Consider the following 26,649-nt stretch of genomic DNA (forward strand, 5'->3'; position numbering starts at 1 on the left):
ACTCCACGGGGCTTTTTTCCTGGGGCGATGCGGAGTTGCCCTGTTGCCTGCCGCCAGGCCTTGGCGCTAGATTGGCGCCATGCCTGCAGCCCCTGCATCCGCCTCGCCCGCATTGCGCCAGTGGACCACCGATGTGGTCGCGCCTGCGGCGCGGCTGGACTACTGGGTGGGTGCCATCTGCGAGGCCTTCCTGGAGATGGACTGCAGCTCGCGCGAGGCCACCACCTTCGATGGCATGCTGCAAAGCCTGCCGGTGGCCAGCATCTCGGTCAACCAGGTGCGCGCCTCCACGCAGGATGTGTACCGCACGCCGGCCGGCATCGCCTGCAGCCGGCAACTGCCGTTCTACCTGATCGCCCAGGCCGAGGCCTCCTGGCATGTGCGCCAGGATGGCCGGGTGGCCCACCTGCGCCCCGGGGATGTGGCGCTGGTGGATTCGGCCCGGCCCTATGAGCTGCATTTCCCGGAGGGCGTGCACTGCGTCTCGCTGCAACTGCCGCGCGCCTGGGTGGGGCAGTGGTTGGCCCAGGCCGAGGCACTGGGGCCCCGAGTGGCCTGGCGCGACCAGGGCTGGGGCCAGAGCCTGGGTGCCCTGGCTGTGCAACTGGCGCGCGACCCGGGTTCGGCCCAGGCCTTGCCGCCCGCGCTGCTGTCGGACCATCTGGGGGCCTTGTTGTCGGCTGCGCTGGAGCAAACCCCGGCCGCTGCCCGTGCCACCCAGAGTCTGCATGCGCAGCTGGTGGCGCTGATGGCGGCGCGGATCGACCAGGGCGGCCTGTCAGCGCAGGCGCTGGCCGACGAAGCTGGTGTCTCGCTGCGCACCCTGCACCGCGCATTCGCGGCGCAGGGCGGCAGCTTTGCGGGCACGCTGCGCCAGATGCGCCTGGCGCGGGCCGGCGAGCTGCTGCGCCGCCCCCAACTGGCCCATGTCTCCGTGGCCGAGATCGGGAGGCGCTGCGGCTTTTCCGATGCCTCGCACTTTGCGCGTGCCTTCCAGCGCGCCATGGGCACCTCGCCGGCCGCATGGCGGCGGCGCTGAGGGCGCTGGCGCACACAGCACAGGGGCCTGGCACGCACAGGCCATCCAGGCACCCGCCCGCTTCTTAAGGTATTGCCAGGGCAGGGCATGACGCCTGGCCTGTCGCAACCACCCAAGGAGACAACGATGGCGGATACCTATGTCCTGGTCCATGGCGCATGGCACACCGGCGCCGAGATGGAGGCCACGGCCGGCCACCTGCGCGCACGCGGCCACACCGTGCACTGCCCCACACTGGCGGGCAACCGGCCCGGCGATGACCGTGCGGCCACGGGGCTGGCCCAGGCCGTGGACTCGCTCGCGGCCTTCATCGAAGCCCAGGACCTGCGCGACGTGCGCCTGGTGGGCCACAGCTACGGCGGCATGGTGATCAGCCACATGCCTGCCCGTGTGCCGGGGTGTATCCGCCGGCTGGTGTACTGGAATGCCTTCGTCCCGCAGGACGGGGAATGCCTCAACGACCTGGTGCCGCCGCACTACCGTGCGCTGTTCGACCAGGTCGCGGCGGCCAACGGCAATGCGGTGATGCTGCCCTACCCGATCTGGCGCGAGGCCTTCATCAACGACGCCGACGAGGCCTTGGCGAAAAGCAGCTATGCACTGCTCAACCCGCACCCCTACCGCACCTTCACCGAGCCCGCGCGCCTGCCCGTGCCGCTGGCCGCGCTGGAGATCGGCAAGAGCTACCTCAATGCCCAGCAGGACGTGGCCCTGCCCCACAGCCTGCCCTGGCACCCGCGCCTGTCGGAGCGGCTGGGCCTGTTCCGCCTCGTGGAGTGCCAGGGCAGCCACGAGATCTGTTTTTCTGATCCGGCGCTGGCCGCGGCCAGCATCGAGCGGGCGGGGCGGGACTGAGCCCCGGGGCCCTTGGGCCGGGTGGGGTTGGGCGCTTGGACCCGCGCCCAACACGCGGCATAATCATGTCCATGACACCGCCCGGCCCAGGCCCGGCGGTGTCGTTTTTTTGACAAACCCGAACGACAACGGACATGACCACCATTCCCATCACCAAGCGCGGCGCGGAGAAGCTGCGCGAAGAGCTGCACCGCCTGAAGACCGTGGACCGCCCCTGGGTGATCACGGCCATTTCCGACGCCCGCGCGCAGGGGGATCTGAGCGAAAACGCCGAGTACGAAGCCGCCAAGGACCGCCAGGGCTTCATCGAGGGCCGCATCCAGGAGGTGGAGGGCAAGCTGTCCGCAGCGCAGATCATCGATCCCAAGGAGCTGGATGCCGGCGGCCGCGTGGTCTTCGGCGCCACGGTGGAACTCGAGGACGAGGACACGGGCGATACCGTGACCTACCAGATCGTGGGCGAGGACGAGGCCGACCTCAAGCAGGGCCTGATCAACATCTCCAGCCCCATTGCGCGGGCACTGATCGGCAAGGAAGAGGGCGATACCGCCGAAGTCCAGGCGCCGGGCGGCATCCGCCGCTACGAGGTGGTGGCCGTCAGCTACATCTGAGGCCGGGGCCTGCCGATGCTGCCGCGCCTTCCGGCCCTGGCTGCTGCCCTGTGGTGGGGCAGCCTGACCACCGTGGGTTTCCTGGTGGTGCCCATGCTGTTCGCAAACCTGCCCTCGCCGGCGCTGGCCGGCCAGATGGCGGCGAAGCTGTTCGCCGCGCAGACCTGGGTCACGGTGGTCTGCTGCATGGTGCTGCTGCTGATTTCCCGGCGCCGGCACGAAGAGGTGCAGGAGCCCTGGGCCCAGGCGGCGCTGGGCTTCGTGCTGGGTGGCCTGTTGCTGGCCTTGCTGGTGCAGTACGGCGTGTCGCCGCGCATCGTGGCACGGCAGGACCTGCGCCTGTGGCACTCGGTGGGCACGGGCATGTACGTGCTGCAGTGGGTGTGCGCGCTGGTGGTGCTGTGGCGCACCGTGCAGGTCCAGGCTGCGCCCGGCGCACCGGTGGCAGCACCGCCCGCGCCCTGAGCGCGCTTACTCGTGCCAGTGCTCCGCCACCCAGGTGGCGGGGCGGATGTAGCGAAAACGCCGGTTGCGCCGGCCGGCCAGCGCATCGGGGGGATTGCATTCGCCGTGGAAGATCACGATGCGTGCATCCGCAGGCACGAAAGGCGCCTTCCAGTAGTTGCTGGGCCAGGCGGGGATGCCGTGGTACTTGAAGCTCGGGCACCAGGCCGCTGGCCAGTAGGTGAGCTTGCCCTGGCGGTGCAAAAAGTCCGACAGGTAGGCCTGCTCGTTGCGGAACTGCTCGCGGATCTCGGCAAAGTGGCCGCGAAAGTACTCCAGCACATCGGGGTGCGCGCCGAGCTCGAAGCGGTAGACCGACGAATTGCCGGTGATGCGCCAGGGCCGCTTGTAGTCGTGGATGATGAGAAATTCGCCCGGCTGGGTGAAGAAATCGTCCAGGGATCCGGTAACGACCACGTCCACGTCGAGAAAGAGCGCCGTGCCACGCAGGCCGTGCAGGTCGGCGCTGAAGGTCACGAGCTTGGTCCAGCCGCGCTCGGGAATGCCGGCCGGCAGGTCCAGGGGCGGGATGGGCAGGCACTGCACTTCGCGGCGGATGCCGGCACCGTTGTCCGTGAGGCAGACGAAATGGAAGTCGCCCGACAGGTGCCGGCGCACCATGGCATAGAGCCGGTTGACGTACTCGGGGCCGTATTTCGTGCCCCATTTCATGCAGATGACATGGCGCTGGCCCCCGGGGGCTGCAGCGCTGCCGGCAGGCGTGGCGGGGGCGACGACCATGCGGATCAGTCGGCCTGGCGCTTCTTGACGGACTTCTGCTTGGGCTTCTTGGCCCGCTTGATCTGGCCGCCGGGCGTCAGGCGCTGGTTGCCCAGCACGCGCAGCTGCTTGATCTCGGGGCGCTGGCCGCCGCGCTTGCTGAACTTGAGCACCTTGACATCGCGCGGGCCGGGCATGCGGTCTTCGTCAAGCACGCGCTCCTTCACCGGCTGCGGGCGCCACAGCACGAGGAGCTTGCCGATGTGCTGGATCGGGGCGGCGTTGAGGTCGGCCGTGAGCTGCTGGTACATCAGCTCGCGTGCGGCACGATCATCGCCGAAGACGCGCACCTTGATCAGCCCGTGGGCGTTCAGGGCAGCGTCGATTTCCTTCTGGACGGCGGGGGTAAGGCCGTCGCCGCCCACGAGGACCACGGGGTCGAGGTGGTGGGCGTTGGCGCGGTGTTCCCGGCGCTCAGCGGGAGTCAGTTGAATTTGGGGCATGGGCCGTATTATCGAGGCTGGAAGAAAATCGCAATGAAAGTTAAGACCCAAAGCAAGAAAGTCAACAAGGCGTGGCTCAACGACCACGTCAACGACACCTACGTCAAGTTGGCGCAAAAAGAGGGTTACCGGGCCCGTGCGGCCTACAAGCTCAAGGAGATCGACGAGCAGCTCGGCCTCATCAAGCCCGGCCATACCGTGGTGGACCTGGGCTCGACCCCGGGCGCCTGGAGCCAGTATGTGCGCCGGCGCCTGTCGCCCGGCGGCGCAGCCACCGGCGAGCTCAATGGCAACATCATCGCTCTCGATATCCTGCCCATGGAGCCCATCGAAGGCGTCACCTTCCTGAACGGCGATTTCCGCGAGGAATCGGTGCTGGCCCAGCTGGAGGCAGCGCTGGAGGGCCGGGTGGTGGACGTGGTGGTCTCCGACATGGCGCCCAATCTCTCGGGCATTGAATCGTCCGATGCCGCCCGCATTTCCCATCTGGTGGAGCTGGCGGTGGATTTCGCGACGGCCCATCTCAAGCCCGACGGGGCCCTGGTGGTCAAGCTGTTCCATGGCAGCGGCTACAGCGACCTGGTCACGCTGTTCAAGCAGACCTTCAAGGTGGTCAAGCCGCTCAAGCCCAAGGCCTCACGCGATAAATCCTCGGAAACCTTTCTGGTGGGCATGGGCCTCAAGAAGCCGGCCTGATGGGCCGAAACAGGGGAAAAGGCCGGGAAAACCCCGGCCAATGTGTGAAAAACCCCCGCAAATCCCGAGCGGTGCCCATGGCCGCTAGGGGGAATAGCCATGGCGCCCTGGCTTGAAAGACCTAAAATGCGCCACATATAGGCCGTGACGGCTCTGTGACCGTCGCCCTTCTCCCTTGCAACTGGAGCCCCGCTTGAACAATCAGTGGTTTTCAAAAATTGCCGTATGGCTGGTCATTGCCATGGTGCTGTTCACGGTATTCAAGCAGTTTGACACCCGTGGCGGCGCCAGCGCAGGACATATCGGGTACTCCGAATTCCTCGAGGAAGTTCGTAACAATCGTATCAAGAGCGCCACCATCCCCGAAGGTTTGTCTGGCGGCGAGATCGTGGCCGTCACCAACGACGACCGCAAGATCCGCACGAACGCTTCCGTGCTCGATCGTGGCCTCGTGGGCGACCTGATCAACCACAACGTCAAGTTCGACGTGAAGCCCCGCGAGGAAGGCTCCCTGCTCATGACCCTCTTGGTCAGCTGGGGCCCCATGCTGCTGCTCATCGGCGTGTGGGTGTACTTCATGCGCCAGATGCAGGGCGGCGGCAAGGGCGGCGCCTTCAGCTTCGGCAAGAGCAAGGCGCGCATGCTCGACGAGAACAACAACCAGGTCACGTTCGCGGACGTGGCCGGCTGCGACGAGGCCAAGGAAGAAGTCAAGGAAGTCGTGGACTTCCTGAAGGACCCGCAGAAGTTCCAGAAGCTCGGCGGCCGCATCCCGCGCGGCCTGCTGCTGGTCGGCCCGCCCGGTACCGGCAAGACCCTGCTGGCCAAGTCCATCGCGGGCGAAGCCAAGGTGCCGTTCTTCAGCATCTCGGGTTCGGACTTCGTGGAAATGTTCGTCGGCGTGGGCGCGGCCCGTGTGCGCGACATGTTCGACAACGCCAAGAAGAACGCCCCCTGCATCATCTTCATCGATGAAATCGACGCCGTGGGCCGCCAGCGTGGCGCAGGCCTGGGCGGCGGCAACGACGAGCGCGAGCAGACCTTGAACCAGATGCTGGTCGAGATGGACGGCTTCGAGACCAACCTGGGCGTGATCGTGGTGGCTGCCACCAACCGCCCCGACATCCTGGACGCCGCCCTGCTGCGCCCCGGCCGTTTCGACCGCCAGGTCTACGTGACGCTGCCCGACATCCGTGGCCGCGAGCAGATCCTGAACGTGCACATGCGCAAGATCCCGATCGGCCAGGACGTGGCCCCCGCGATCATCGCGCGCGGCACGCCCGGCATGAGCGGTGCCGACCTGGCCAACCTGTGCAACGAAGCGGCGCTGATGGCTGCGCGCCGCAACGCCCGCACCGTGGAGATGCAGGACTTCGAGAAGGCCAAGGACAAGATCCTCATGGGCCCCGAGCGCAAGAGCATGGTCATGCCCGAGGAAGAGCGCCGCAACACGGCCTACCACGAAGCCGGCCACGCCCTCATCGGCAAGCTGCTGCCCAAGTGCGACCCGGTGCACAAGGTCACCATCATCCCCCGTGGCCGTGCCCTGGGCGTGACCATGAGCCTGCCCGAGCAGGACCGCTACAGCTACGACCGCGAGTACATGCTCAACCAGATCAGCATGCTGTTCGGTGGCCGCATTGCCGAAGAAGTGTTCATGAACCAGATGACCACCGGCGCCAGCAACGACTTCGAGCGTGCAACGCACATCGCGCGCGACATGGTGACCCGCTATGGCATGACCACGGCCCTGGGCCCCATGGTCTACGCCGAGAACGAGGGCGAAGTGTTCCTGGGCCGCTCGGTCACCAAGACCACGAACATGAGCGAACAGACCATGGAGAAGGTCGACAGCGAAGTGCGCCGCATCATCGACGAGCAGTATGACCTGGCGCGCCGCCTGATCGAAGAGAACAGCGACAAGATGCACGCCATGGCCAAGGCCCTGCTCGAATGGGAAACCATCGACATGGAACAGCTCGACGACATCATGGCGGGCAAGCCGCCCCGTCCTCCCAAGGACTGGACGCCGCGCACGCCTTCGTCGGGTGGCGACACGCCTGGCGGCGGTACACCTGCCGTGGCGACGGACGCATCGCCCGCCGCACCTTCGGCTGCCTGACCGGTCCTGCAGGACGGCAGGCCACGGGCCCAGCGAGGTTCGATCGGACAAACGGGGCCCAGTGCCCCGTTTTTCGTGGCCGGGCCGTCCACTCACCCCTTTTTTTCCATTCTTCCCCTGCTGCCACCGCCTTCTCCGGTGGGCTCCTTCTCCCATGCCCTGGCAGACCTCCCGTTTCGCGATCGACCTGGCCCGCCCGCAGGTCATGGGCATCGTCAACGTCACGCCCGACTCCTTTTCCGATGGCGGCCAGCACGCCAGCACGGCCGCCGCCCTGCGCCACTGCGAGCAGCTGCTGAAGGAGGGGGCGCACATCCTGGACATCGGCGGTGAGTCCACGCGGCCGGGCAGCCCAGCGGTGCCGCTCGCAGAGGAGCTGGCGCGCGTCGTGCCCGTCGTGCGGGGGGCGGTCTCCCTGGGCGTGCCGGTTTCCGTGGACACCTACAAGCCCGAAGTCATGCAGGCCGTGCTTGATCTGGGGGCCGATATCGTCAATGACGTGTGGGCGCTGCGCCGCCCGGGGGCCCAGGCCGTGGTGGCGGCCCACCCGGGCTGCGGGATCTGCCTGATGCACATGCACCGCGATCCGCAGACCATGCAGGTGGCGCCCATGGAGGGCGATGTGGTGCGCGAGGTGCGCGTGTTCCTGGAAGCCGCATCCAGCCAGTTGCAGGCCCTGGGCGTGGACCGCAGCCGCATTGTGCTCGACCCTGGCATCGGCTTCGGCAAGACGGTGGAACAGAACTTTGCCCTGCTGGCACGCCAGCAGGAACTCGTGGCCACAGGCCATGCCGTGCTGGCCGGCTGGTCGCGCAAATCGTCCCTGGGTGCCGTGACCGGGCTGGCCGTGGCCGGTGAGCGCATGCTGCCCAGCGTGGCCGCAGCGCTGCTGGCGGTGGTCCACGGTGCGCGCATCGTGCGCGTGCACGACGTCGCCGAGACCGTGACCGCCCTGGCCGTGTGGCAGGCGATGGAGCAGCAGCAGGTACAGCCCTGAAGGCGGTGCGCCGGCGGCTGGCGCATGGCACACCCACAAAAACGACAGAACCCGAGGAGATCTTTCCCCATGACACGCCAGTATTTCGGCACCGACGGCATCCGCGGTACCGTGGGCCAGGCCCCCATCACCCCCGACTTCGTGCTGCGCCTGGCCCATGCCGTGGGCCGCGTGCTGCGCCGCACCGAAGAGCGCCCCACCGTCCTCATCGGCAAGGACACGCGCATCTCGGGCTACATGCTCGAAAGCGCGCTGGAATCGGGCTTCAACTCCGCCGGGGTCGACGTGGTGCTGCTCGGCCCGCTGCCCACGCCGGGCGTGGCCTACCTCACGCGCGCCCAGCGCGCCAGCCTGGGTGTGGTGATCAGCGCCAGCCACAATGCCTTCCCCGACAATGGCATCAAGTTCTTCAGCGCCCAAGGCACCAAGCTGCCCGACGCCTGGGAGCTCGCGGTGGAAGCGGCCCTGGCCGAAGCCCCGGTGTGGGCCGACTCGGCCAGCCTGGGCAAGGCGCGCCGGCTCGACGATGCGGCAGGCCGCTACATCGAGTTCTGCAAGAGCACCTTCCCGCAGGACCTCACGCTCAAGGGCCTGAAGATCGTGGTGGACGGTGCCCATGGCGCGGCCTACCAGGTGGCGCCCAAGGTGTTCCATGAGCTTGGTGCCGAGGTGCTGTCCATCGGCTGCGCACCCGACGGCCTGAACATCAACCACGAAGTGGGCGCCACCCACCCCGAGGCCCTGGTGCGCTCGGTGCGTGCCAACCGCGCTGACTACGGCATTGCGCTCGATGGCGACGCCGACCGCCTGCAGATGGTCGATGCCACGGGCCGCCTGTACAACGGCGACGAGTTGCTTTACCTCATGGCCGCAGACCGCCTGGGCCGGGGCGAAGAGGTGCCCGGCGTGGTCGGCACCCTCATGACCAACATGGCCGTGGAGGTGGCGCTGCAGGAGCGCGGTGTGCAGTTCGTGCGCGCCAAGGTGGGTGACCGCTATGTGCTGGAAGAACTGGCCCGCCACGGCTGGAACCTGGGCGGCGAGGGCTCGGGCCACCTGCTCGCGCTGGACCGCCACACCACGGGCGATGGCCTGGTCAGCGCCCTGCAGGTGCTGCAGGCCTGCGTGCGCAGTGGCCGCAAGCTGCCGGAGCTGCTCAGCGAAGTGACCCTGTACCCGCAGGTGCTGCTCAACGTGCGCCTGGCGCCGGGCCAGGACTGGAAGACCAACCCGTTGCTGGCCCGCGAGACCGAGGCCGTGAAGCAGGAGCTGGGCAACACGGGCCGGGTGCTGATCCGCGCCAGCGGCACCGAACCCCTGCTGCGCGTGATGGTGGAGGCGCGCGAAGCGCAACTGGCCAGCCGCTGCGCCCAGCGCCTGGTCGATGCCGCACGTGCCGGTTGAACCCATGGCTGCGGCAACGATCGATGTGCGCCGTGTGGACTACGGCGAGCCTGGCGACGCCCAGGCACTGGTGCAACTGCTCGATGGCTATGCACGCGATGCCGCCGGTGGCGGCCAGCCGCTGGCCGCGCAGGTGCTGCAGGGCCTGCCCGCTGCGCTCCAGCAGCGCTCCCAGGCCTTCAGCGTGATCGCCTGGGCGCAGCAAGAGGGTGGGGCCGTGCCAGTGGGCCTGGTCAATTGCTTCGAGGGCTTTTCCACCTTTGCCTGCCTGCCGCTGGTCAATGTGCACGACGTGGTGGTGGCGCCGGGCTGGCGCGGCCAGCGCATCGCGCAGCGCATGCTGGCGCTGGTGGAGACCATCGCGCGCGAGCGCGGGGCCTGCAAGCTCACGCTCGAAGTGCTCTCCGGCAACACCAGCGCCATGGCGCTCTACCTGCGCGAGGGCTTCGCCCCCTACGCGCTGGACCCGGCCATGGGCCAGGCCCAGTTCCTGCAGAAGAAGCTGCTGCCCTGAGCTCCCGGCGGTAGCCTGCCGCCCCGATCTTTGTAAGCAGCTGTTTTGCCCTTGGATGCGGGGGCGCGATCCGTGTAGCCTGTTGGCTGTTGGCACCCGCGTAAATCCCGATGCAGGCGCATGGCAGCTATCGTCCAGAATCTCGCACCCACAAGGTGGCGGCGCGCGGTGCACACCCTGCACCGCAGCCGCCTTTTTCAAGGAGCACGCCTTTCATGACCCTCACCTCCCTGCGCGCTGCAGCCACCTGCCTGCTCCTTGCCGCCAGTGCCGCGGCCTCCTTGCCGGCCCATGCCGGCAAGACGCTGGATGGCATCAAGGCCCGGGGCCTGGTGGTCTGCGGGGTGAACACGGCGCTGGCCGGCTTTTCGGTGGCCGATACCGGGGGCAAGTGGTCGGGTCTCGATGTGGACATCTGCCGCGCCGTGGCGGCCGCGGTGCTGGGCGATGGCGAGAAGGTCAAGTTCGTGCCGCTGAGCACTTCGCAGCGCTTCACGGCCTTGCAGTCGGGGGAGATCGATGTGCTCTCGCGCAACACCACGTTCTCGCTCGCCCGCGATGCCTCCATGGGCCTGCACCAGACCGCCGTGACCTACTACGACGGCCAGGGTGTGCTGGTGCTCAAGAAGAGCGGCATCAAGAGCATGAAGCAGCTCAAGGGACAGACCGTGTGCCTGCAGTCGGGCACTACCACCGAGAAGAACCTGCTCGACTACTCCAAGACCCACAATCTGGCCATCAAGCCCGCCGTGTTCGAGAAGGTCGAGGCCGCCACCGCCGCCTACTTTGCCGGGCGCTGCGCGGGTTACACCACGGATGCCTCCGGCCTGGCCTCGGTGCGCAACAAGGAGGCCAAGGATCCCTCGGAACACGTGGTGCTGCCCGAGCTGATTTCCAAGGAGCCGCTGGGCCCCATGGTGCGCCGTGGCGATGACGAATGGTTTGCCATCGTCAAGTGGGTGGTCTACGGCCTGGTCGAGGCCGAGGAGTATGGCGTGACCCAGGCCTCGGTCGATCGCCTCAAGACCAGCAGCACCGATCCCGTCGTGCAGCGCCTGCTGGGCACCACCGAAGACACGGGCAAGCTGCTGGGCCTGGACCGCGACTGGCTGGCCCGCGCGGTCAGGACCACGGGCAACTATGGCGAGATCTTCGAGCGCAATGTGGGGCCCAAGTCCGCGCTGGGCCTGCAGCGCGGCCTGAACAACCTGTGGAACAAGGGCGGTCTGATGTACGCCTTCCCGGTGCGTTAAGAACCTGTTTACGGTCTCGCGGGGGAATCGTAAACAGGTTCTAAGAGGGTGTCGCCTCCGTTCAGTCCTGAAAGCGCGTCCCGGGCGTCAGGGGGGCATGGCGGTAGCTGGCGGGCGTGCGGCTGAGCTTCACCGGCGCACCGATGCCGCGGTAGCCGCCAGGCAGCTCCACCACCATTTCCCGGTGCGCCGTGTGCGGATGCGCCAGTGCCGCATCGACGGACAGCACCGGCGCGGCGGGCACGCCGGCGGCCATCAGGGTGTCCACCAGCGCGCTGCCGTCGCAGTCCTGCATCGCGTCTTCCAGCGCGGCCTTCAGTGCCATGCGGTGCACCGAGCGGTCACCGGCCCGCGCATAGCGGGGGTCGTCCGCCAGGGCGGGCACACCGATGCAGCGGCACAGGCTGGCGAACTGGCGGTCGTTGCCCACCGCGACGAACACGGGCTGCGTGCGCGTGGCCAGGGCGTCGTAGGGGTAGATGTTGGGGTGCGCGTTGCCCGTGCGCTGCGGGGTGCGGCCATCGACGAACCAGTTGGCGGCATGCGGGTGCAGCAGCGACAGGCCGCTGTCGTACAGTGCCGCCTCGACCAGTTGGCCGCGCCCGCTGCGCTGGCGCTCCTGCAGGGCCAGCAGCACCCCGATCACGGCGTTCAGCCCGGTCACCATGTCCACCACGGGCAAGCCCACGCGCAAGGGGCCGCCCTCGGCCTCGCCGTTGATGCTCATGATGCCCGCCATGGACTGCACGGCTGCGTCGTAGCCGGGCAGGGCGCCCAGCGGGCCGTCGGTGCCGAAACCCGTCACGCGGCACCACACCAGGCGCGGAAAGCGCGCGGACAGTTCTTCGTACCCCAGGCCCCAGCGTTCCATGGTGCCGGCCTTGAAGTTCTCGATCAGCACGTCGGCCTCGGCCAGCAGGGCCAGCAGCGCGTCGCGCCCTTCGGCGCTGACCAGGTCCAGGTGCATGTTGCGCTTGTTGCGGTTGAGCCCGTGGTAGTAGGAGGCCACGCCGTCCTTGAACGGCGGGCCCCAGGTGCGCGTGTCGTCGCCCTGCGGCGGCTCCACCTTGAGCACGTCGGCCCCATGGTCGCCCAGGATCTGGCCGCAGTAGGGGCCGCCCAGGATGCGAGAGATGTCCAGCACGCGCACGCCAGCGAGCGCGCCTGGGGAGGGGAGTGGGGATGCCATCGTGGTCCCCTCAGTCGAGCTGTGCGCCCGATTGCTTGACCACACCGCTCCATTTGCTGATCTGGGTGTCGATGAATTTGCCCAGTTGCTCTGGCTTGGAGGAGGGCGCCGATTCCAGGCCCTGGGATGCGAACAGCTGCTTGACCTTGTCGGTCGCCAGCACATCGACGAAGGCCTTGTTGAGCTTGGCGATGCGCTCGGGCGGTGTGCCCGCCGGGGCCACGATGCCGAAGAACACGCTCACGTCGTAGCCGGCCACCCCTTGCTCGGCCACGGTCGGCACATCCGGCAGGGCCTGGGAGCGCTCGGCCGTGGTGATGCCCAGTGCGCGCAGCTTGCCGCTCTTGACGTAGGGCAGGGCCGTGAGCACGTCGGTGAAGCTCATCGTCACCTGCCCGCCCAGCAGGTCGGTGAGCGCCGGCCCGGTGCCCTTGTAGGGAATGTGCTGCAGGTCCACGCCGGCCGAGGCATTGAACAGCACGCCGGCCAGGTGCGACGAGGCGCCGTTGCCCGACGAAGCGTAGCTCAGCTTGCCCGGCGAAGCCTTGGCGTAGGTGATCAGCTCCTTCACATTCCTGGCCGGCACCGCGGGGTTCACGACCAGGATGTTGGGCAGGTGGCCGACCTGGATCACGGGGGCGAAACTCCTGGCCGGGTCGTAGCCGATCTTGCGGTACAGGCTGGCGTTGATGGCCAGCGGCCCCGAGGTGCCGAACAGCAAGGTCTGGCCATCGGGCGCGGCGCGGGCCACGTACTCCGCGCCGATGTTGCCGCCCGCGCCGGGGCGGTTTTCCACCACCATGGGTTGGCCCAGGCGGTCTTTCATCTCGGCCGCCAGGGTGCGCGCCATGGCATCCGTGGGGCCGCCCGGCGGGAAGGGGATCACCAGGATGACGGGGCGGTCCGGAAAGCCCTGGGCCTGGGCCGCGGGCAGCAGGGGGAGCGCTGCCGCCGTGGCGAGCGCGAGGGTGGCCAGAAGTCGCATGGTCTGTCTCCGTTGTTGTCGTTGAAGGTCTCAGGCGGTTGGCGCCTGTGCTGCGGCCCTGGCGGTCCAGGCCTCGGGGATGTCCGTGGCGCCCAGCGGGTCGCGCGGCAGCACGCGGTGCAGCAGCACCCACTGGGCCCATTCGACGCGCTGCGCACTGCCGCCGCGGGCGCCCTCCCAGGCCATGGCGACCGCGCTGGCCACGTGGTAGAGGGCCGACGCGCACTGCCGCGCCAGCGTGTCATCGCCGCTGTCTGCGGCACGCAGGGCCAGTGCCGCGGCCCGGGCCAGGGCGCCGCGCAGGGCCTCTGCAAAGCCTGGGGCGATGGGCGCATCGTCGATCAGCGCTTCGCAATGGGCCTGCAGCACGGGCAGCGAGCCTTCGCGCCGGATGGCGCGCAGCACGTCCAGCGCGACGATGTTGCTCGTGCCCTCCCAGATCGAGCCGAGGTGGGCATCGCGCACCAGGCGTGGGTCGCTCCACTCCTCGATGTAGCCGCAGCCACCGCGCACCTCCATCGCGTCGCCGGTCACCTTGCGCGCATCGCGGCAGGCGCGGAACTTGATGAGCGGCGTGAGGATGCGCAGCAGCGCATAGGCCCCCGGCTCGCCCGCGTCGGAGCGGGCCAGCGCCTGGGCCGTCTGGAACACCATGCTGCGCGCCTGCTCGGCCGGCAGCAGCAGCTTGCACAACTGGCGCTGCATGAGGGGCATGTCCTGCAGGCGCTGGCCGAAGGCGCGGCGCTCGCCGGCGATGTACTGGGCTTCGGCCACGGCGCGGCGCATCAGCCCGGCCGCGCGCACGCCGTTGGACAGGCGCGAGTTGTTCACCATGTCGGCCATCTGCACGAATCCGCGCCCTTGTTCACCCACCAGGTGGGCGAGCGCGCCCTCCAGGCGGATCTCACCGCTGGCCATGGAGCGCGTTCCCAGCTTGTCTTTGAGCCTGAGGATGCGGTAGTGGTTGGGCGTACCGTCGTCGAGCTGGCGCGGCAGCAGGAACAGCGACACCCCCTTGAGGCCCGGGGCGCTGCCCTCGCAGCGCGCCAGCACCATCGCAAAATCGGCATCGGGGTTGGAGCAGAACCACTTGTCGCCGCTCAGCCGCCACTGGCCCTCGGCATCCTGGTGGGCGCGTGTCTCGGTGGCCGCGATGTCCGAACCCGCTGCCTGCTCGGTCATGAACATGGCCCCCTGGGCCACGCTGTCGAAGTCCAGGTTCTGCAGGCGCGGCAGGAAGCGCGCGACCAGTTCGGGGCTGCCGAATTTCTTCAGGGTGCGCGCCAGCGAATCGGTCATGGACACCGGGCAGCACAGCCCGAACTCGGCCTGCACGAAGAGGTAGGTCAGCACGTACTTCACCAGCGGCGGCATGCGGCCCTTCCACCCCAGCGTCTCCTCGCGGTGGGACATCGCGGCCAGGCCGAACTCGCTGTAGGCCAGCCGCTCCATTTCCACATAGGCCGGGTGCTTGTGCACCGTCTGCAGATCCAGGCCCGTGCGGGTGCGCACCGACAGCGTGGGCGGGTTCTGGTCGGCGGTGCGGGCCAGTTCGTCCAGCGGCCCGCCGGCCAGGGCACCCAGGCGCTCGAAGTGGGGGCGCATGTGGGCCAGCAGCTCGGCCGGCAGGTACAGCGCCAGCAGGCGGTGCAGTTCGGTGTCCGTGCCGTAGAGGCTGGTGCCGTGGCGGTCGGGCACGGGATGGCGGGCGGCTTCGTCGGTCGGCGAAGTGGGCATGGCGTGTTGTCTCCTTGTGCCGCCCATTCTTCGCCGCTCAATAATTCTTGTCTAATATTGATTTGGTCTTGTTTATTTTGATTTGAATATTGATGAGGGGCCCATCATGGAATTGCGCCACCTGCGCTACTTCACCGTTCTGGCCGAGGAGCTGCATTTCGGCCGTGCCGCGCGCCGCCTGGCGATATCGCAGCCGCCGCTGAGCGTGGCCATCCGGCAGCTCGAGGAGTCGGTGGGCGCGCAGCTGTTCGAGCGCAGCAGCAAGGCGGTGCGCCTCACGCCCGCAGGCCAGGCGCTGCAGGCCTCGGCGCAGAGCCTGCTGCAGGCGGCCCAGGAGGCCGCCACCGAGGCACGCCAGGTCGCCCAGGGAGCAGCAGGGCGGCTGCGCATCGGCTTCGTCGGCTCCATGCTGTACCGCGGCCTGCCGCAGGCACTGGTGCGCTTTCAGGCCGCCCACCCGGCCGTGCGGGTCACGCTGACCGAGCTCAATTCCGCCGAGCAGATGACCGAGCTGCTCCATGACCGGCTGGACATCGGTTTTGCCCACACCCACCAGGTGCCGGCCGAGCTCGATTGCCGCCTGCTGGTGTCCGAGCCCTTCGTGGCCTGCCTGCCCATGGGCCATGCGCTGGCCAGAAAGCGCACGGTGGCGGTGGGGCAGCTCAAGGACGAGCCCTTCGTGCTGTTCTCGCGCAGTGCATCGCCCGACTACCATGCGCGCATTCTTTCGGTCTGCGCCGACGCGGGCTTCTATCCGGAGGTGCGCATGCAGGTGCGGCACTGGCTGGCTGTGGTGTCCCTGGTGTCCCAGGGCATGGGGGTGGCCCTGGTGCCCGATGCGATGCGGCGCTGCGCGCTGCCGGGTGCGGTGTTCCGGCCGCTGGCAGGTTCGGGCAGGCAGTCCGAGGCCTACGCCGTCTGGCATGCGGCGTCGCGCAACGTGCTCGTGCCGCGCCTGCTCCAGGAATTGGCGGCGCAGGACTGAGTGGCTGGCGGTCCGTTCAGAGGCTGGGAATTTTTTGACCGTGCCCGAAAGGCGTGTCACAACGCCCAGGGTCTAGGCGCAAAGCGCAGCCATAGCTCGGGCTATGGCGAGCATTTGCAACGACGAGCCGGGGTGTTTTTTGGCGAGCAAGGCGGGCATGGGCAAAATCTTCTCAGTCTCTTAGCCCTGCACGGCCCGCACCAGGTCATCCACGTGCACCATCAGCGCGTGCACGCGGCGCAGCGTGGGGTACTGCTGCAGCACGGGCTCCCACTGCGGTGATGCCAGCAGGGCCTGCCAGACGGGCATGAGGTCCTGCACGTCGGCCTGCCGGCCCTCGGCCAGTGCGGTGGCAAAAGCCAGGCTCTGCGGCGCGCCGAGCAACTGCATGCGGCTTGCGGCGGCCAGCCACTGGGGCGCTGGCGGGGCTGGGGCATCGGTGCAGTAGAGCACGGTGTCCTCCAGTACGCAGTCCGGCCCGTCCAGCATGCCCAGGGAGGCGCCGCGCAGCAGCACCTCGCCCTCGCGGCAGAGGAAGGCGTAGTCCGTGCCGGGGTCGGCATGGCCGAGCAGGCGCAGGCCGCGCTGCAGGCGCGAGAAATCGTTCGCCACCGCATCCACCGAGGCCTTGGCCTCCAGCAGCAGGCAGACGTCCCAGGCGGGGAGCTGGCCGGTGCCGGCAGGGGCCTGCCGCAGCAGCACGGCATCCCACTCGCTCTTGGCGCGCTCGGCGCTGGCGGGGATGGAGGGCGGCACCCGCATCGAGGTCACCACGCGCCAAGCACCGCGGATGCCATCGGCCTGGTCGAGCCGCTGCGCCAGGGCCTCGAGGGCCTGGGTGGCCAGGGCTTCCATGGCCGCACCGCGCTGCTGCGCCCTGTCGCCGTAGGCACTGGCCTCGGCCGTGCCCGGGCGGGGGCCCTGGCGGTCGCGCAGGCGCTGGTAGGCCTGTACCTGCGGGTCGCCTTCGAGCGCGTCCGCGCGCTGCAGGCGCGCCAGCGCGGGCCCCTGCAGCAGCCGTGGCAGGCCGCGCTGCAGTGCCGGCATGTCGGCGGTCGCTTGGGCCATGGCCTGCAACAGGTGTGCCGTATCGCCCAGCGCCGCCCAGTGCGCCGAATCCGCCTGGGCGTGCAGGCGCTCCAGGGCCTCGCGCAGCGCGCCGGGGGCGACGTGCTGGCGCTTGGCCGGGTGGGCAATGGCGTTGGCGCCCGCGCGCAGTTGCCGGCGGTCCTGCTCGGCATGGGCCTGCAGGTCGAGGTATTCCTGCACCGTGGGGGCCCGGCGTGCGAGCACCGCGGCCTGGTAGGCCGCGTCCCCGTCGTCCACGCGCATGGCCTCCCGGATCAGGTGGGCCAGGGCCTCGATGAACGACTGCCGTGTGGCGTCCCCGGGGTGCCGCGCACCGGCCAGGTCCTGGCGCACCTGCTCGATGGCCAGGGCCATGGCGGCCGCGGGGCCGTCCTGGGAGCCCGCGCCGGGCGCTGCGGGCAGGCGGTAGCGGCGCGCGGCGGTGCGCAGCACCTGCGTGAGCAGGGGCGGGTGGGGCGGTCGGGGCAGGGCCCCCGAAGCAGGCATCAACCCTGGCCGCCGCTGCGCTCGGGCCCCGCGCCGCGATGGGACTTGGTCCAGTCGTAGGGCGAGCCATCGGGCAGAAGCCGGGCCTCCACCGTGCTCACCCCGGCACGCCCCACGCTCTCGGTGAGCTCGCTGGACAGGCTCACATGGCGTTTGCCGGCCTTGCGCTTTTCCTCGCAGAACTGCAGGGCCGGCATCAACTGGCCGGGGTCGAAGGTCTGCATGGCAGGTGTGCCGGGTGCTTCCAGCCAGTAAACGACGATGCTCATGGGTCGGGGCTTTCCTTCATGGGGTCTGCCCCGATTCTGACCGCTTGCGCGGCCCCTGCGACGCGGCCTCTACTTGGCCAGCGTCAGCGTGCCCTTCATAAGGCTGGAATGGCCCGGGAAGGAACAGAACCAGGCATAGGCCTCGCCGGCCTTGAGCTTGGCCACGTCGAAGCCCACGCTGTCGGCCTCACCGCCGCCGATGAGCTTGGTGTGCGCGATCACGCGGGCATCACCCGCCTTGACATAGGCCTTGTCCGCGCCCGCCGCAATCCCGTCCGTGGCCACGGCCTGGGCGTCGGCTGCCTTGGTCAGCACCCAGTTGTGGCCCATGGCCGTCTTGGGCAGCTTGCCCGCATGCTTGAGCTTCACGGTGAACTGCTTGCAACTGGCCGGAACGGCGATGCTCTGCTTGTTGAACTGCATCGCGTCATTGCCCTCGATCTCCACGTCACAGGTGGCTGCCAGCGCGGGGCCGGCGAGCAGGGCGGTCAGCAGCACGGCGGCGGTGTTTCTCAAGGTGGTGTGCATGTCGAATTTCTCCAGGGGGTAAAAAGGGGCCGGGCATCTCCGGGATGGCCGTGAGTGGACCACCGCCCTGGCAAAACGCCCTTGAGGTGCATCAAAGGCCGGTGCGCTGCAGGCCACGGCCTCCGGGCAAGGCAGGATGTTCCGGGGGCGGGGCTTCAGCTAGCATTGCCCATGGCCGAGATTTCCCCACCCCTGCCCGCGCGCGCCTACCGGCCCGGCCACCGGCTGCGCACGCTGCTGGTCACGGCCAATGTGCTGCTGGGCGTGCTGCTCGGGGCGCTGGTGCTGTGGGTGCTGTCCTCCTCGCGGCAGAACCACGAAGAACGGGCCCGCGCCACGGCGGACAGCATGGCCGCCATGGGCGGTGCCAACGTGGGGTCCGAGCTGGGCCTGGTCGATGCGGTGCTGCGCATGACGATCAACGATTTGCAGCGCTCGGGCCTCGGTGCCGGATCCCGGGACCAGGAGGTCCAGGACCTGCTCGCTGCGCGCCACCGGCTGCTGCCGGGGGCGGAGGGGTTTCGCCTGACCGATGACAGCGGGGCCGTGCGCTGGGGCAACCTCGTGGGCCATGCCAACATCCCCAACGTGGCGGACCGCGATTTCTTCCGGCAGGCGCGCGAATCCACGGCAGACGGCCCGGTCATCGCCAGCCCCGTGGTGTCCCGCGTCTCGGGCAATTGGGTCGTCTCCATTTCCCGTCCCCTGGTGCGGGAGGGGCGGTTTGAGGGGGTGCTGTATGCCACCATCCGGGTCGACCATTTCGCGCAGCTGTTCCAGCGCTACGACCTGGGCAGCCGGGACACCATCACGCTGCGCATGCGCGACCTGCGATTTGTGGCCTGGCTCTCTCCCGGCAATGCGGCGCAGGTCCCGATGGGATCGACCCAGGTCTCCAGGGAGCTGCGCGAATCCCTCGCGGCGAACCCTTCTGCAGGGGTCTTCACGGCGGTGTCACCGATCGACGGGCTGGAGCGCACCGTGGCCTACCGGGAGGTGGAGGGCTGGCCATTCATCGTGCTGGCCGGGCTCAACAACGAGAAATTCTTCGAGCCCCTGGCCATGCAGGCGCGCATGCTGTCGCTGATGGCAGCCTGCATGTGGCTGCTCAGCTGCGCCGCCGCCTTTGCGATCTACCGCGTGGGCCGGCGTGAACTGGGTGCCGTGCGGGCGCTGGAGGCGCAGAGCCGGCGCACGCAGATCCTGCTGCGCGTGGCGGGCGATGGCATCCACATCATCGACCGCCAGGGGCACCTGGTGGAGATGAGCGACTCGTTCGCGCAAATGCACCGCTCGCAGCGTGAGGCCTTGCTGGGCCGCCATGTCTCCAGCTGGGACGTGAACCAGGACGCAGCGGCCATCGGCGCCTGGCTGGGCCGGATCCGCGACGGTGACCGCCAGCGTGTCGAGGTGCAGCACCGGCTGGCCGATGGCCATGTCATCGATGTGGACCTGCACTGGCATGCGGTCGATATCGACGGGCAGTTGCTGGTCTTCGGCTCGGCCCGCGACATCACCGACAGGAAGCGCCTGCTCCATAGCCTCGAAGAGTCTGCCGCGCGCGTGCGCGACCTCTACGACCATGCACCATGCGGCTATTTCTCGCTCGATGCCGAGGGCTGCCTCGTGCACGTCAACGCCACCTTGCAGCAGTGGCTGGGCAGCGCAGCGGTCGAATCCCACTCCCGCTTCAGCGATCTGCTGCAGGGCGAGAGCCGCCGGCGTTTCCATGACCACTTCATCGAACTCACCCTGCAGGAGCGCGCACCGGAAATCGAGATCGAGCTCGCGCCACCGGGCGCGCCGCGCCGTGTCGTGCGCATCAATGCCACGGCCGTGCGCGACGGGCGCGGCGACTTCCTGATGAGCCGCACCGTCGCGGTCGACGTGACTGCGCAGCACGAGGCGCTGCAGCAGGTGCGCGGCCTGCTGCACGACCAATCGGCCATGCTCAACAGCGACCTGGTGGGCATGGTCAAGCTCGCCAGCCGCACCGTCATCTGGAAGAACACCGCGATGGAGCGCATGCTGGGCTATGGGCCGGGTGAGCTCGAAGGGGCCGACGTGCGCTCCCTGTATGCGCGTGGCGAGGACTACCGCCACGTGGAGGAATCCGCCGCGCTACGCCTGGGCCGGGGCCAGAACTTCCGCACCGACGTGCGCCTGCAGCACAGGAACGGCGAGGCCATCTGGGTGGACCTGAGCGGCGTGCGCCTGTCGGACCACGAAACCTTCTGGATGGCAGTGGACATCTCGGCGGCCAAGCAGGCGCACGAGCAGATCACGCACGTGGCCTTCCACGACGCGCTCACGCAGTTGCCCAACCGCCTGCTGCTGCTGGACCGCCTGCGCCAGGCCCTGGCGGCCGCGCAACGGGCGGGGCACGATGTGGCGGTGTGCTTTGCCGACCTCGACGGCTTCAAGGCCGTGAACGACGACCTGGGGCACGAAGCGGGCGACCAGCTCCTGGTGGAGCTGGCCCGGCGCATCGCAGGCAGCATCCGCGCGTCGGACACGGCCGCGCGCCTGGGAGGCGATGAATTCGTGCTGGTCCTGACCCCGGTGGCGGGCGAGGAGTGGCGTGCCGTGCTCGATCGCCTGATGCAGGCCGTGTGCCAGCCCGTGCAGCTGCCTGCCTCCGATGTCCCGGTGCGGGTCGGCATGAGCATCGGCGTTGCCTTGTCGCAGGGCCGGCTTGACGCGCAGGAACTGTTGGCCGAGGCGGACGAGGCCATGCTGCAGGCCAAGCGCTCGGGAAAACACCGCGTGCAGTTGGCTGCGGCGGTGCAAGCGCTTTCCTGAAGTCCAGGCGCGCAGCCTTCGGTCGGTGCTACGAGGGCAGGTACTGGCGCAGGAAAAGCTCCAGCTCATCGGCCGGCAGCGGCCGGCTGAACAGGTAGCCCTGGGCCTCGTCGCAGCCCTGCTCGCGCAGGAAGGCCAGCTGCTCCGGTGTCTCCACGCCCTCGGCCGTGGTGCGCATGCCCAGGGCCTGGGCCATGCGGATGATGGCGCTCACGATGGCGCGGTCGTTGCCATCCTCGCCCAGGTCGCGCACGAAGGACTGGTCAATCTTGAGCTTGAAGATCTGGAAGCGCTTGAGCTGGCTCAGCGAGGAGTAGCCGGTGCCGAAGTCGTCCATGGACATGCGCACCCCGCGCGAGTGCAGGCTGTCCATGGTCTCCACGGCCGAATGTGGGTCGTCCACGGCCACGCCCTCGGTCAGCTCCAGCTCCAGGCAGTCGGGCGGCAGCTCGAAGATGGTCAGGATGCGGCTCACCAGCTCGGGCAGCTGGGGCTGGCGGAACTGGATCGCCGAGAGGTTGACCGCCATGGTCAGCCCCGGAAAACCGTTGGCGTGCCAGTCCTTGAGTTGCGTGAGCGCGGTGCGCAGCACCCATTCGCCGATCTGCAGGATCTGGCCGCTGTCTTCGGCGATCGGGATGAACTCCGTGGGCGAGATGTTGCCCATCTGCGGGTGGTCCCAGCGCAGCAAGGCCTCCACGCTGTGCACCTGGCCCGTGGCCAGGTGGATCTGGGGCTGGTAGTGCAGGTACAGCTGGCCGCGCTCCAGCGCCCGGCGCAGCGCGTTCTCGACCTGCAGCGCACGCACCGACTGGGCCTGCATCTCGGGGGTGAAGAAGCGGAAGGTGTTGCGCCCATCGAGCTTGGCGCGGTACATGGCCACGTCGGCCGATTGGGTCAGCGTATCGAAGTCGGCACCGTCCTGCGGGAACAGGGCCACGCCCATGGACGGCGCCATGGTCAGCTCGTGGTGGTCGATCTGGTAGTGCTGGCGCGAGGCCTCCTGCAGCTTGCCGGCCACCCGGGCCGCCCCATGGGCATTGGCGCCCGGCAGCAGCAGGATGAACTCGTCGCCGCCCAGGCGCGAGACCGTGTCCTTGTCGCGCACCACGGCACGCAGGCGCTTGGCGATCTCCACCAGCAGGGCGTCGCCCACGCGGTGGCCCAGCGAGTCGTTGACGTGCTTGAAGTGGTCCAGGTCCAGGAAGATCAGCGCCAGCGGCGTATTGCCCTCCTGCGCCACGCGGATGGCTTCCTGGGCGCGTTCGGACAGCAGGGCGCGGTTGGGCAGTCCCGTGAGCGGGTCGTAGTGGGCCAGCCAGTAGATGCGGTCCTGGTCGGCCTTGCGGTCGCTGATCTCGCGGTGCAGGTTGTCCACCGTCTCGCGCAGCTCGCGCGTGCGGTCCTCGACCTGTTGCTCAAGCTGCTCGTGCACCCGGGCCAGGGCCGCCTGGGCCTGCTTGCGCTCCGAGATGTCCATGGTGATCCAGATCGACCCCTGGTCGGGGTCGTCGGGGTCGATGAACTTGGCGCGCACCTCGCAGGTCAGCGGTGTGCCGTCCCGGCGGCACAGCACCACCTCGCCCTCGTAGGACTGGCCGGCGGCAAGCACGGGGTAGCAGCGGTGGCCCACGTCCTCCCAGTCCTCGTCGCTGGCGTACCAGCGGCGCGAGGGGCTGCCCGCCAGCTCGCCCGGGCCATAGCCCAGCATGTGCTCGAAATGGCGGTTGCAGCGCGTCAGGTGCCGGTCGCGCAGGAAGACGATGCCCACCATGGCCTGGTCGAACAGCACCTGCTTCTCGCGCACCGCGGCGCTCAGCAGGGCCTGGGCCTGTTTCTGTTCGTCGATGTCGTCGAGGATCCAGATCGAGCCCTCGCTCGTGTCGCGCGGGTTGATCAGCCGCCCCGTGAGGCTGCCCCAGAACAGCCGCCCGTTGCGCCGGCGCATCTGGCGTTCGACGCGGTAGGCCTGCCCGCTGGCGAGCACCGGGTAGGCTTCGCGCCCGAGGGTGCGGAAGGCCTCGCGATCGGGGTAGAAGGCCTCGCTGCTCAGGCCCATCAGGCGCTGCGCCGACTCGTAGCCGAAGATTTCCGCATAGCGCTGGTTGCAGCGCACCACCACGCGCTGGCGGATGAACACGATGCCCACGCCTGCGCTCTCCAGCAGCATCTGCTGCTCGCGCAGCGTACGCTCCAAAGACGCGTCGGAAGACTCCCCAGACGGCAGGCGTTCTGGGGCAATGGACAGCAAGGACATGGCGGCCGGACCCGGAGGGAGAGGCGCAATGCCCCAGAAAAATGTACCAAAGTGTAGCAGCCCAAGCTTACAGCGGTAACCGCCTGGTAACCGGGGCCTGTCCAGCCTGCGCTGGCGCCTTTCCCGCACTCTGGCGGAGCCCTTGCCTCGGCCTGTCACGGCATTGACATCCGTTGGACATGCAGGCGTCACCTGCGGCTTCCAAACTCCAGTGCATTGAAAGCACACCACCCGGTGATCCGGGGCACCAGCGGCCATGGGGCCGCCCTGTACCAAGGAGTTGATCCATGAGCGATTTGCCCAACCCGATTTTGCCGCTGTCTCCCCTCACCGCCCCCGGGGCTGCCCTCCAGCGCCCAGAGTCCGCGGTGGCGGGCGCGATGGCGCGGGGTGGGGTCGAAGTCGCCTGGGCGCGCCACACCGACGAGGTGCGCCAGGCACAAAAGCTCCGGTTCGATGTGTTTGCCGGGGAGATGGGCGCTCGATTGACGACCCCCGTTCCCGGCCACGACGTGGACCTGTTCGACGACTACTGCGAGCACCTGCTGGTGCGCGATGCGGGCACCCAGCAGGTGATTGGCACCTACCGGGTCCTGACTCCCGCCCAGGCACGCCGCGTGGGCAGCACCTACAGCGACACCGAGTTCGACCTGACCCGCCTGCGCACCCTGCGCCCGCGCATGGTGGAGCTGGGCCGCAGCTGCGTGCACCCCGAGCACCGCCACGGCGGCGTGATCATGGCACTGTGGAGCGCCCTGGCCGACTTCATGGTGCGCAACCAGCTCGATACCATGATCGGCTGCGCCAGCATTCCCATGCTGCACAACGGCGTGATCAGCGGCGACGCGGCCGCCAGCATCTGGAACCAGGTGCGCCAGACGCACCTGGCCCCCATCGAATACCACGTGCTGCCGCGCCTGCCGCTGCCCGTCGAACGCCTCGACGGCTCGGTCTTCGTGGAGCCGCCGGCCCTGATCAAGGGCTACCTGCGCCTGGGGGCGCGGGTGCTGGGAGCCCCGGCCTGGGACCCGGACTTCAACACCGCAGACCTGCCCATGCTGATGCGCCTGGCAGACCTGCACCCCCGCTACCGCAAGCACTTTCTGGGGGCCTGATGCGTGCCGCGTTCGACGCGCTCGGCGACTGGACTGCGCACATGGCAGGTGGGCAGGACACTGCCGCCGACGCCGACGACGCACATCCCCCCGGCCACCGCCAGCTGCGCGCGGTGTTCATCTCCGACCTGCATCTGGGCACGCCCGGTTGCCAGGCCGAGGGCCTGCTCGACTTCCTGAAGCACCACCCGAGCGAGCACCTGTACCTGGTGGGCGACATCGTGGACGGCTGGCAGCTGCGCCGCCGCTGGTTCTGGCCCCAGGCCCACAACGATGTGGTGCAGAAGCTGCTGCGCCGCGCGCGCAAGGGCTGCCGTGTGGTCTTCGTGCCCGGCAACCACGACGAGTTCGCGCGCGCCTTCGTCGGCCACTCCTTCGGCGGCATCGAGGTGGTGGAGGACGCGGTGCACAAGACGGCCGATGGCCGCACCCTGTGGGTGACGCATGGCGACTACTTCGACGGCGTGATCCAGTGCGCCAAGTGGCTCGCCTATGTGGGCGACAACCTCTACGAGTTCACGCTCAAGCTCAACCGGCACCTGAACACCTTGCGCGCGCGCATGGGCCTGCCGTACTGGTCGCTCTCGGCCTACCTCAAGGGCAAGGTGAAGACGGCGCTCAATTACGTGACCGACTTCGAGGTGGCCGTGGCCGCCGAGGCGCGCCGCCGCGGCCATGATGGCGTGGTCTGTGGCCACATCCACCGTGCCGAGATGCGCGAGATCGACGGCACCCTGTACTGCAACGACGGCGACTGGGTGGAAAGCCACACCGCCCTGGTCGAGCACATGGATGGCCGCCTGGAACTGGTGCAGTGGCACACCGTGCCCGGCCACCAGGCGGCCGGCAAGCAACCCCACAGCAGCGAGATGCTCGTATGAAAATCGCCTTGTTGTCCGATGCCTGGGCGCCGCAGATCAACGGCGTGGTCACCACCCTGGTGGAACTGGTGCGCCACATGGAGGGGGCCGGCCACCAGGTGCAGGTGATCCAGCCCGGCCTGTTCAAGACGCGTCCCTGCCCGGGCTACCCGGGGATCGACCTGGCCGTTCGTCCCGGGCGCGAAATAGAGCGCATGCTGGACGAACTCCAGCCCGATGCCATCCATCTGGCGACCGAGGGCCCCATCGGCTGGGCCGGGCGCAGCTACTGCCTGCGCAGGAAGCTGGCCTTCACCACGGCCTTCCATACCCGCTTTCCCGAGATCCTGCAGGCGGCAATGCACCTTCCGCTGGGCCTGGGCTATGCACTGTTCCGCCATTTCCACCGGCCTTCCTCGGGCGTGATAGTGCCCACGGTGGGCGTGCTCAAGATGCTAGAGCGGCGCGGTTTCCGCAATCTGCGGCAATGGACACACGGGGTCGACACGGCGGCCTTCAGCTACCGGGGCGAGACCACGCCGCACCCGCTCGTGGGGGCCCTGGCCCACCCGGTGGCCCTGTACGTGGGGCGTGTCTCGTACGAGAAGAACATCGAAGCCTTCCTGCAACTGGACATGCCCGGCAGCAAGGTGATCTGCGGCGTGGGGCCGCTGGAGGAGCGGCTCAAGGCCCGCTACCCCCAGGCGCGCTGGCTGGGCATCCTGGACCGGGCCACTCTGGCGGGCGTGTACGCGGCGGCCGACGTGTTCGTCTTTCCCAGCCGTTCCGAGACCTTTGGCCTGGTGATGCTGGAGGCCATGGCCTGCGGTACGCCCGTGGCCGCCTACTTCGAGGACGGCCCCATGGAGGTGCTGGGCGCCCATGCGGGCGGCCAGGCGCGCGGCGGGGTGCTGCACGCGGACCTGATGACTGCCGCCCAGAACGCGCTGGCCGTGCCGCGCCACGAGGCACGCAACCGGGCGCTGGAGTTCACCTGGGCCCATGCGGCCCGGCTGTTCCAGCAATTCCTGGTTCCGGCGCGCCCGCGCGGAGATGACGAAGCGGTTTCTGTCACAAAAACTGTCACATCACTGTCATCTGGCCGTTAAATACTGCAGGCACCCGCTCC

The 26,649-nt window shown here is 68.7% G+C and carries 24 protein-coding genes; 15 read left to right on the plus strand and 9 right to left on the minus strand.

What is annotated here, in order from left to right; genetic code table 11:
* Nucleotides 1-79 precede the first annotated feature (79 nt).
* From HNP48_RS25160 to HNP48_RS25175, 4 genes are all read left to right on the plus strand, one after another.
* Nucleotides 80-1,039, plus strand: a complete 960-nt coding sequence (locus tag HNP48_RS25160) for a helix-turn-helix domain-containing protein (protein ID WP_184862289.1) — start codon at nucleotides 80-82, stop codon at nucleotides 1,037-1,039.
* Between the two features lie 126 nt (nucleotides 1,040-1,165).
* On the plus strand, nucleotides 1,166-1,894 hold the full coding sequence (locus tag HNP48_RS25165) for an alpha/beta hydrolase (RefSeq protein WP_184862291.1): 729 nt from the start codon (nucleotides 1,166-1,168) through the stop codon (nucleotides 1,892-1,894).
* A 134-nt stretch (nucleotides 1,895-2,028) separates the two neighbouring features.
* The gene (gene greA / locus HNP48_RS25170) at nucleotides 2,029-2,505 is read left to right on the plus strand and encodes a transcription elongation factor GreA (protein ID WP_184862293.1); all 477 of its coding nucleotides are present in this window, start codon (nucleotides 2,029-2,031) and stop codon (nucleotides 2,503-2,505) included.
* Between the two features lie 15 nt (nucleotides 2,506-2,520).
* Nucleotides 2,521-2,970, plus strand: coding sequence for a DUF4149 domain-containing protein (locus HNP48_RS25175; RefSeq protein WP_184862295.1), 450 nt, complete (start codon nucleotides 2,521-2,523; stop codon nucleotides 2,968-2,970).
* Between the two features lie 6 nt (nucleotides 2,971-2,976).
* Here the strand turns inward: HNP48_RS25175 and HNP48_RS25180 are convergent, their stop codons facing one another.
* Nucleotides 2,977-3,750 carry a glycosyltransferase gene (locus HNP48_RS25180; RefSeq protein ID WP_184862297.1) on the minus strand — a complete coding sequence of 258 codons (774 nt, stop codon included), beginning with the start codon at nucleotides 3,748-3,750 and terminating at the stop codon, nucleotides 2,977-2,979.
* Between the two features lie 5 nt (nucleotides 3,751-3,755).
* On the minus strand, nucleotides 3,756-4,232 hold the full coding sequence (locus tag HNP48_RS25185) for a YhbY family RNA-binding protein (protein WP_184862299.1): 477 nt from the start codon (nucleotides 4,230-4,232) through the stop codon (nucleotides 3,756-3,758).
* A gap of 33 nt (nucleotides 4,233-4,265) precedes the next feature.
* Between HNP48_RS25185 and HNP48_RS25190 the strand changes: the two genes are divergently transcribed.
* The 6 genes from HNP48_RS25190 to HNP48_RS25215 all read left to right on the plus strand — a co-directional run bounded on the left by HNP48_RS25190 (nucleotide 4,266) and on the right by HNP48_RS25215 (nucleotide 11,218).
* Nucleotides 4,266-4,928: an RlmE family RNA methyltransferase gene (locus tag HNP48_RS25190; protein ID WP_184862301.1), complete on the plus strand. Its 663-nt coding sequence runs from the start codon at nucleotides 4,266-4,268 to the stop codon at nucleotides 4,926-4,928.
* 193 nt (nucleotides 4,929-5,121) lie between these two features.
* Nucleotides 5,122-7,050 carry an ATP-dependent zinc metalloprotease FtsH gene (ftsH, locus tag HNP48_RS25195; RefSeq protein ID WP_184862303.1) on the plus strand — a complete coding sequence of 643 codons (1,929 nt, stop codon included), beginning with the start codon at nucleotides 5,122-5,124 and terminating at the stop codon, nucleotides 7,048-7,050.
* Nucleotides 7,051-7,204: 154 nt separating this feature from the next.
* Complete coding sequence (folP, locus tag HNP48_RS25200; RefSeq protein ID WP_184862305.1) at nucleotides 7,205-8,047, plus strand: dihydropteroate synthase; 843 nt, start codon at nucleotides 7,205-7,207, stop codon at nucleotides 8,045-8,047.
* Nucleotides 8,048-8,116: 69 nt separating this feature from the next.
* On the plus strand, nucleotides 8,117-9,451 hold the full coding sequence (gene glmM, locus HNP48_RS25205) for a phosphoglucosamine mutase (RefSeq protein WP_184862307.1): 1,335 nt from the start codon (nucleotides 8,117-8,119) through the stop codon (nucleotides 9,449-9,451).
* Between the two features lie 4 nt (nucleotides 9,452-9,455).
* Nucleotides 9,456-9,965, plus strand: a complete 510-nt coding sequence (locus tag HNP48_RS25210) for a GNAT family N-acetyltransferase (protein WP_184862309.1) — start codon at nucleotides 9,456-9,458, stop codon at nucleotides 9,963-9,965.
* A 215-nt stretch (nucleotides 9,966-10,180) separates the two neighbouring features.
* Complete coding sequence (locus HNP48_RS25215) at nucleotides 10,181-11,218, plus strand: amino acid ABC transporter substrate-binding protein (RefSeq protein ID WP_184862311.1); 1,038 nt, start codon at nucleotides 10,181-10,183, stop codon at nucleotides 11,216-11,218.
* A gap of 61 nt (nucleotides 11,219-11,279) precedes the next feature.
* Here the strand turns inward: HNP48_RS25215 and HNP48_RS25220 are convergent, their stop codons facing one another.
* From HNP48_RS25220 to HNP48_RS25230, 3 genes are read right to left on the minus strand one after another with little or no spacing between them, the layout of a single operon-like run.
* Nucleotides 11,280-12,407 carry a CaiB/BaiF CoA-transferase family protein gene (locus tag HNP48_RS25220; RefSeq protein WP_184862313.1) on the minus strand — a complete coding sequence of 376 codons (1,128 nt, stop codon included), beginning with the start codon at nucleotides 12,405-12,407 and terminating at the stop codon, nucleotides 11,280-11,282.
* 10 nt (nucleotides 12,408-12,417) lie between these two features.
* On the minus strand, nucleotides 12,418-13,392 hold the full coding sequence (locus tag HNP48_RS25225; protein ID WP_184862315.1) for a tripartite tricarboxylate transporter substrate binding protein: 975 nt from the start codon (nucleotides 13,390-13,392) through the stop codon (nucleotides 12,418-12,420).
* A gap of 30 nt (nucleotides 13,393-13,422) precedes the next feature.
* Entirely contained in the window at nucleotides 13,423-15,129 is a 1,707-nt protein-coding gene (locus HNP48_RS25230) for an acyl-CoA dehydrogenase family protein (protein WP_184862317.1), read from the minus strand.
* Between the two features lie 106 nt (nucleotides 15,130-15,235).
* Here HNP48_RS25230 and HNP48_RS25235 point away from each other — a divergent pair, with 106 nt between their 5' ends.
* Nucleotides 15,236-16,114, plus strand: coding sequence for a LysR family transcriptional regulator (locus HNP48_RS25235; protein ID WP_184862319.1), 879 nt, complete (start codon nucleotides 15,236-15,238; stop codon nucleotides 16,112-16,114).
* A 180-nt stretch (nucleotides 16,115-16,294) separates the two neighbouring features.
* On the opposite strand, the gene HNP48_RS25240 is transcribed toward HNP48_RS25235, so the two are convergent.
* The 3 genes from HNP48_RS25240 to azu form a co-directional block, all read right to left on the minus strand.
* The gene (locus tag HNP48_RS25240; RefSeq protein WP_184862321.1) at nucleotides 16,295-17,689 is read right to left on the minus strand and encodes a 3-deoxy-D-arabino-heptulosonate 7-phosphate synthase; all 1,395 of its coding nucleotides are present in this window, start codon (nucleotides 17,687-17,689) and stop codon (nucleotides 16,295-16,297) included.
* Complete coding sequence (locus HNP48_RS25245) at nucleotides 17,689-17,958, minus strand: hypothetical protein (RefSeq protein ID WP_184862323.1); 270 nt, start codon at nucleotides 17,956-17,958, stop codon at nucleotides 17,689-17,691. The genes HNP48_RS25240 and HNP48_RS25245 overlap by 1 nt, the downstream gene beginning before the upstream one ends.
* 69 nt (nucleotides 17,959-18,027) lie before the next feature.
* On the minus strand, nucleotides 18,028-18,486 hold the full coding sequence (azu, locus tag HNP48_RS25250; protein WP_184862325.1) for an azurin: 459 nt from the start codon (nucleotides 18,484-18,486) through the stop codon (nucleotides 18,028-18,030).
* Nucleotides 18,487-18,657: 171 nt separating this feature from the next.
* Between azu and HNP48_RS25255 the strand changes: the two genes are divergently transcribed.
* A complete protein-coding gene (locus HNP48_RS25255; protein WP_184862333.1) occupies nucleotides 18,658-21,288 on the plus strand; it encodes a diguanylate cyclase domain-containing protein in 2,631 nt (876 codons plus the stop codon).
* A gap of 28 nt (nucleotides 21,289-21,316) precedes the next feature.
* Here HNP48_RS25255 and HNP48_RS25260 read toward each other — a convergent pair whose 3' ends face one another.
* A complete protein-coding gene (locus tag HNP48_RS25260; RefSeq protein WP_184862335.1) occupies nucleotides 21,317-23,545 on the minus strand; it encodes an EAL domain-containing protein in 2,229 nt (742 codons plus the stop codon).
* A gap of 287 nt (nucleotides 23,546-23,832) precedes the next feature.
* On the opposite strand from HNP48_RS25260, the gene HNP48_RS25265 reads away from it, so the two are divergent.
* Genes HNP48_RS25265 through HNP48_RS25275 form a run of 3 tightly spaced genes read left to right on the plus strand, consistent with a single transcriptional unit; the run spans nucleotide 23,833 to nucleotide 26,629 of the window.
* Nucleotides 23,833-24,660, plus strand: coding sequence for a GNAT family N-acetyltransferase (locus tag HNP48_RS25265; protein WP_184862337.1), 828 nt, complete (start codon nucleotides 23,833-23,835; stop codon nucleotides 24,658-24,660).
* Nucleotides 24,660-25,541, plus strand: a complete 882-nt coding sequence (locus HNP48_RS25270) for a UDP-2,3-diacylglucosamine diphosphatase (RefSeq protein WP_184862339.1) — start codon at nucleotides 24,660-24,662, stop codon at nucleotides 25,539-25,541. Before HNP48_RS25265 ends, HNP48_RS25270 begins: the two co-directional genes overlap by 1 nt.
* The gene (locus tag HNP48_RS25275) at nucleotides 25,538-26,629 is read left to right on the plus strand and encodes a glycosyltransferase family 1 protein (RefSeq protein ID WP_184862341.1); all 1,092 of its coding nucleotides are present in this window, start codon (nucleotides 25,538-25,540) and stop codon (nucleotides 26,627-26,629) included. Before HNP48_RS25270 ends, HNP48_RS25275 begins: the two co-directional genes overlap by 4 nt.
* Nucleotides 26,630-26,649: the final 20 nt, after the last annotated feature.

The sequence above is a fragment of the Acidovorax soli genome, from assembly GCF_014207955.1.
GTDB lineage: Bacteria > Pseudomonadota > Gammaproteobacteria > Burkholderiales > Burkholderiaceae_C > Acidovorax > Acidovorax soli_A.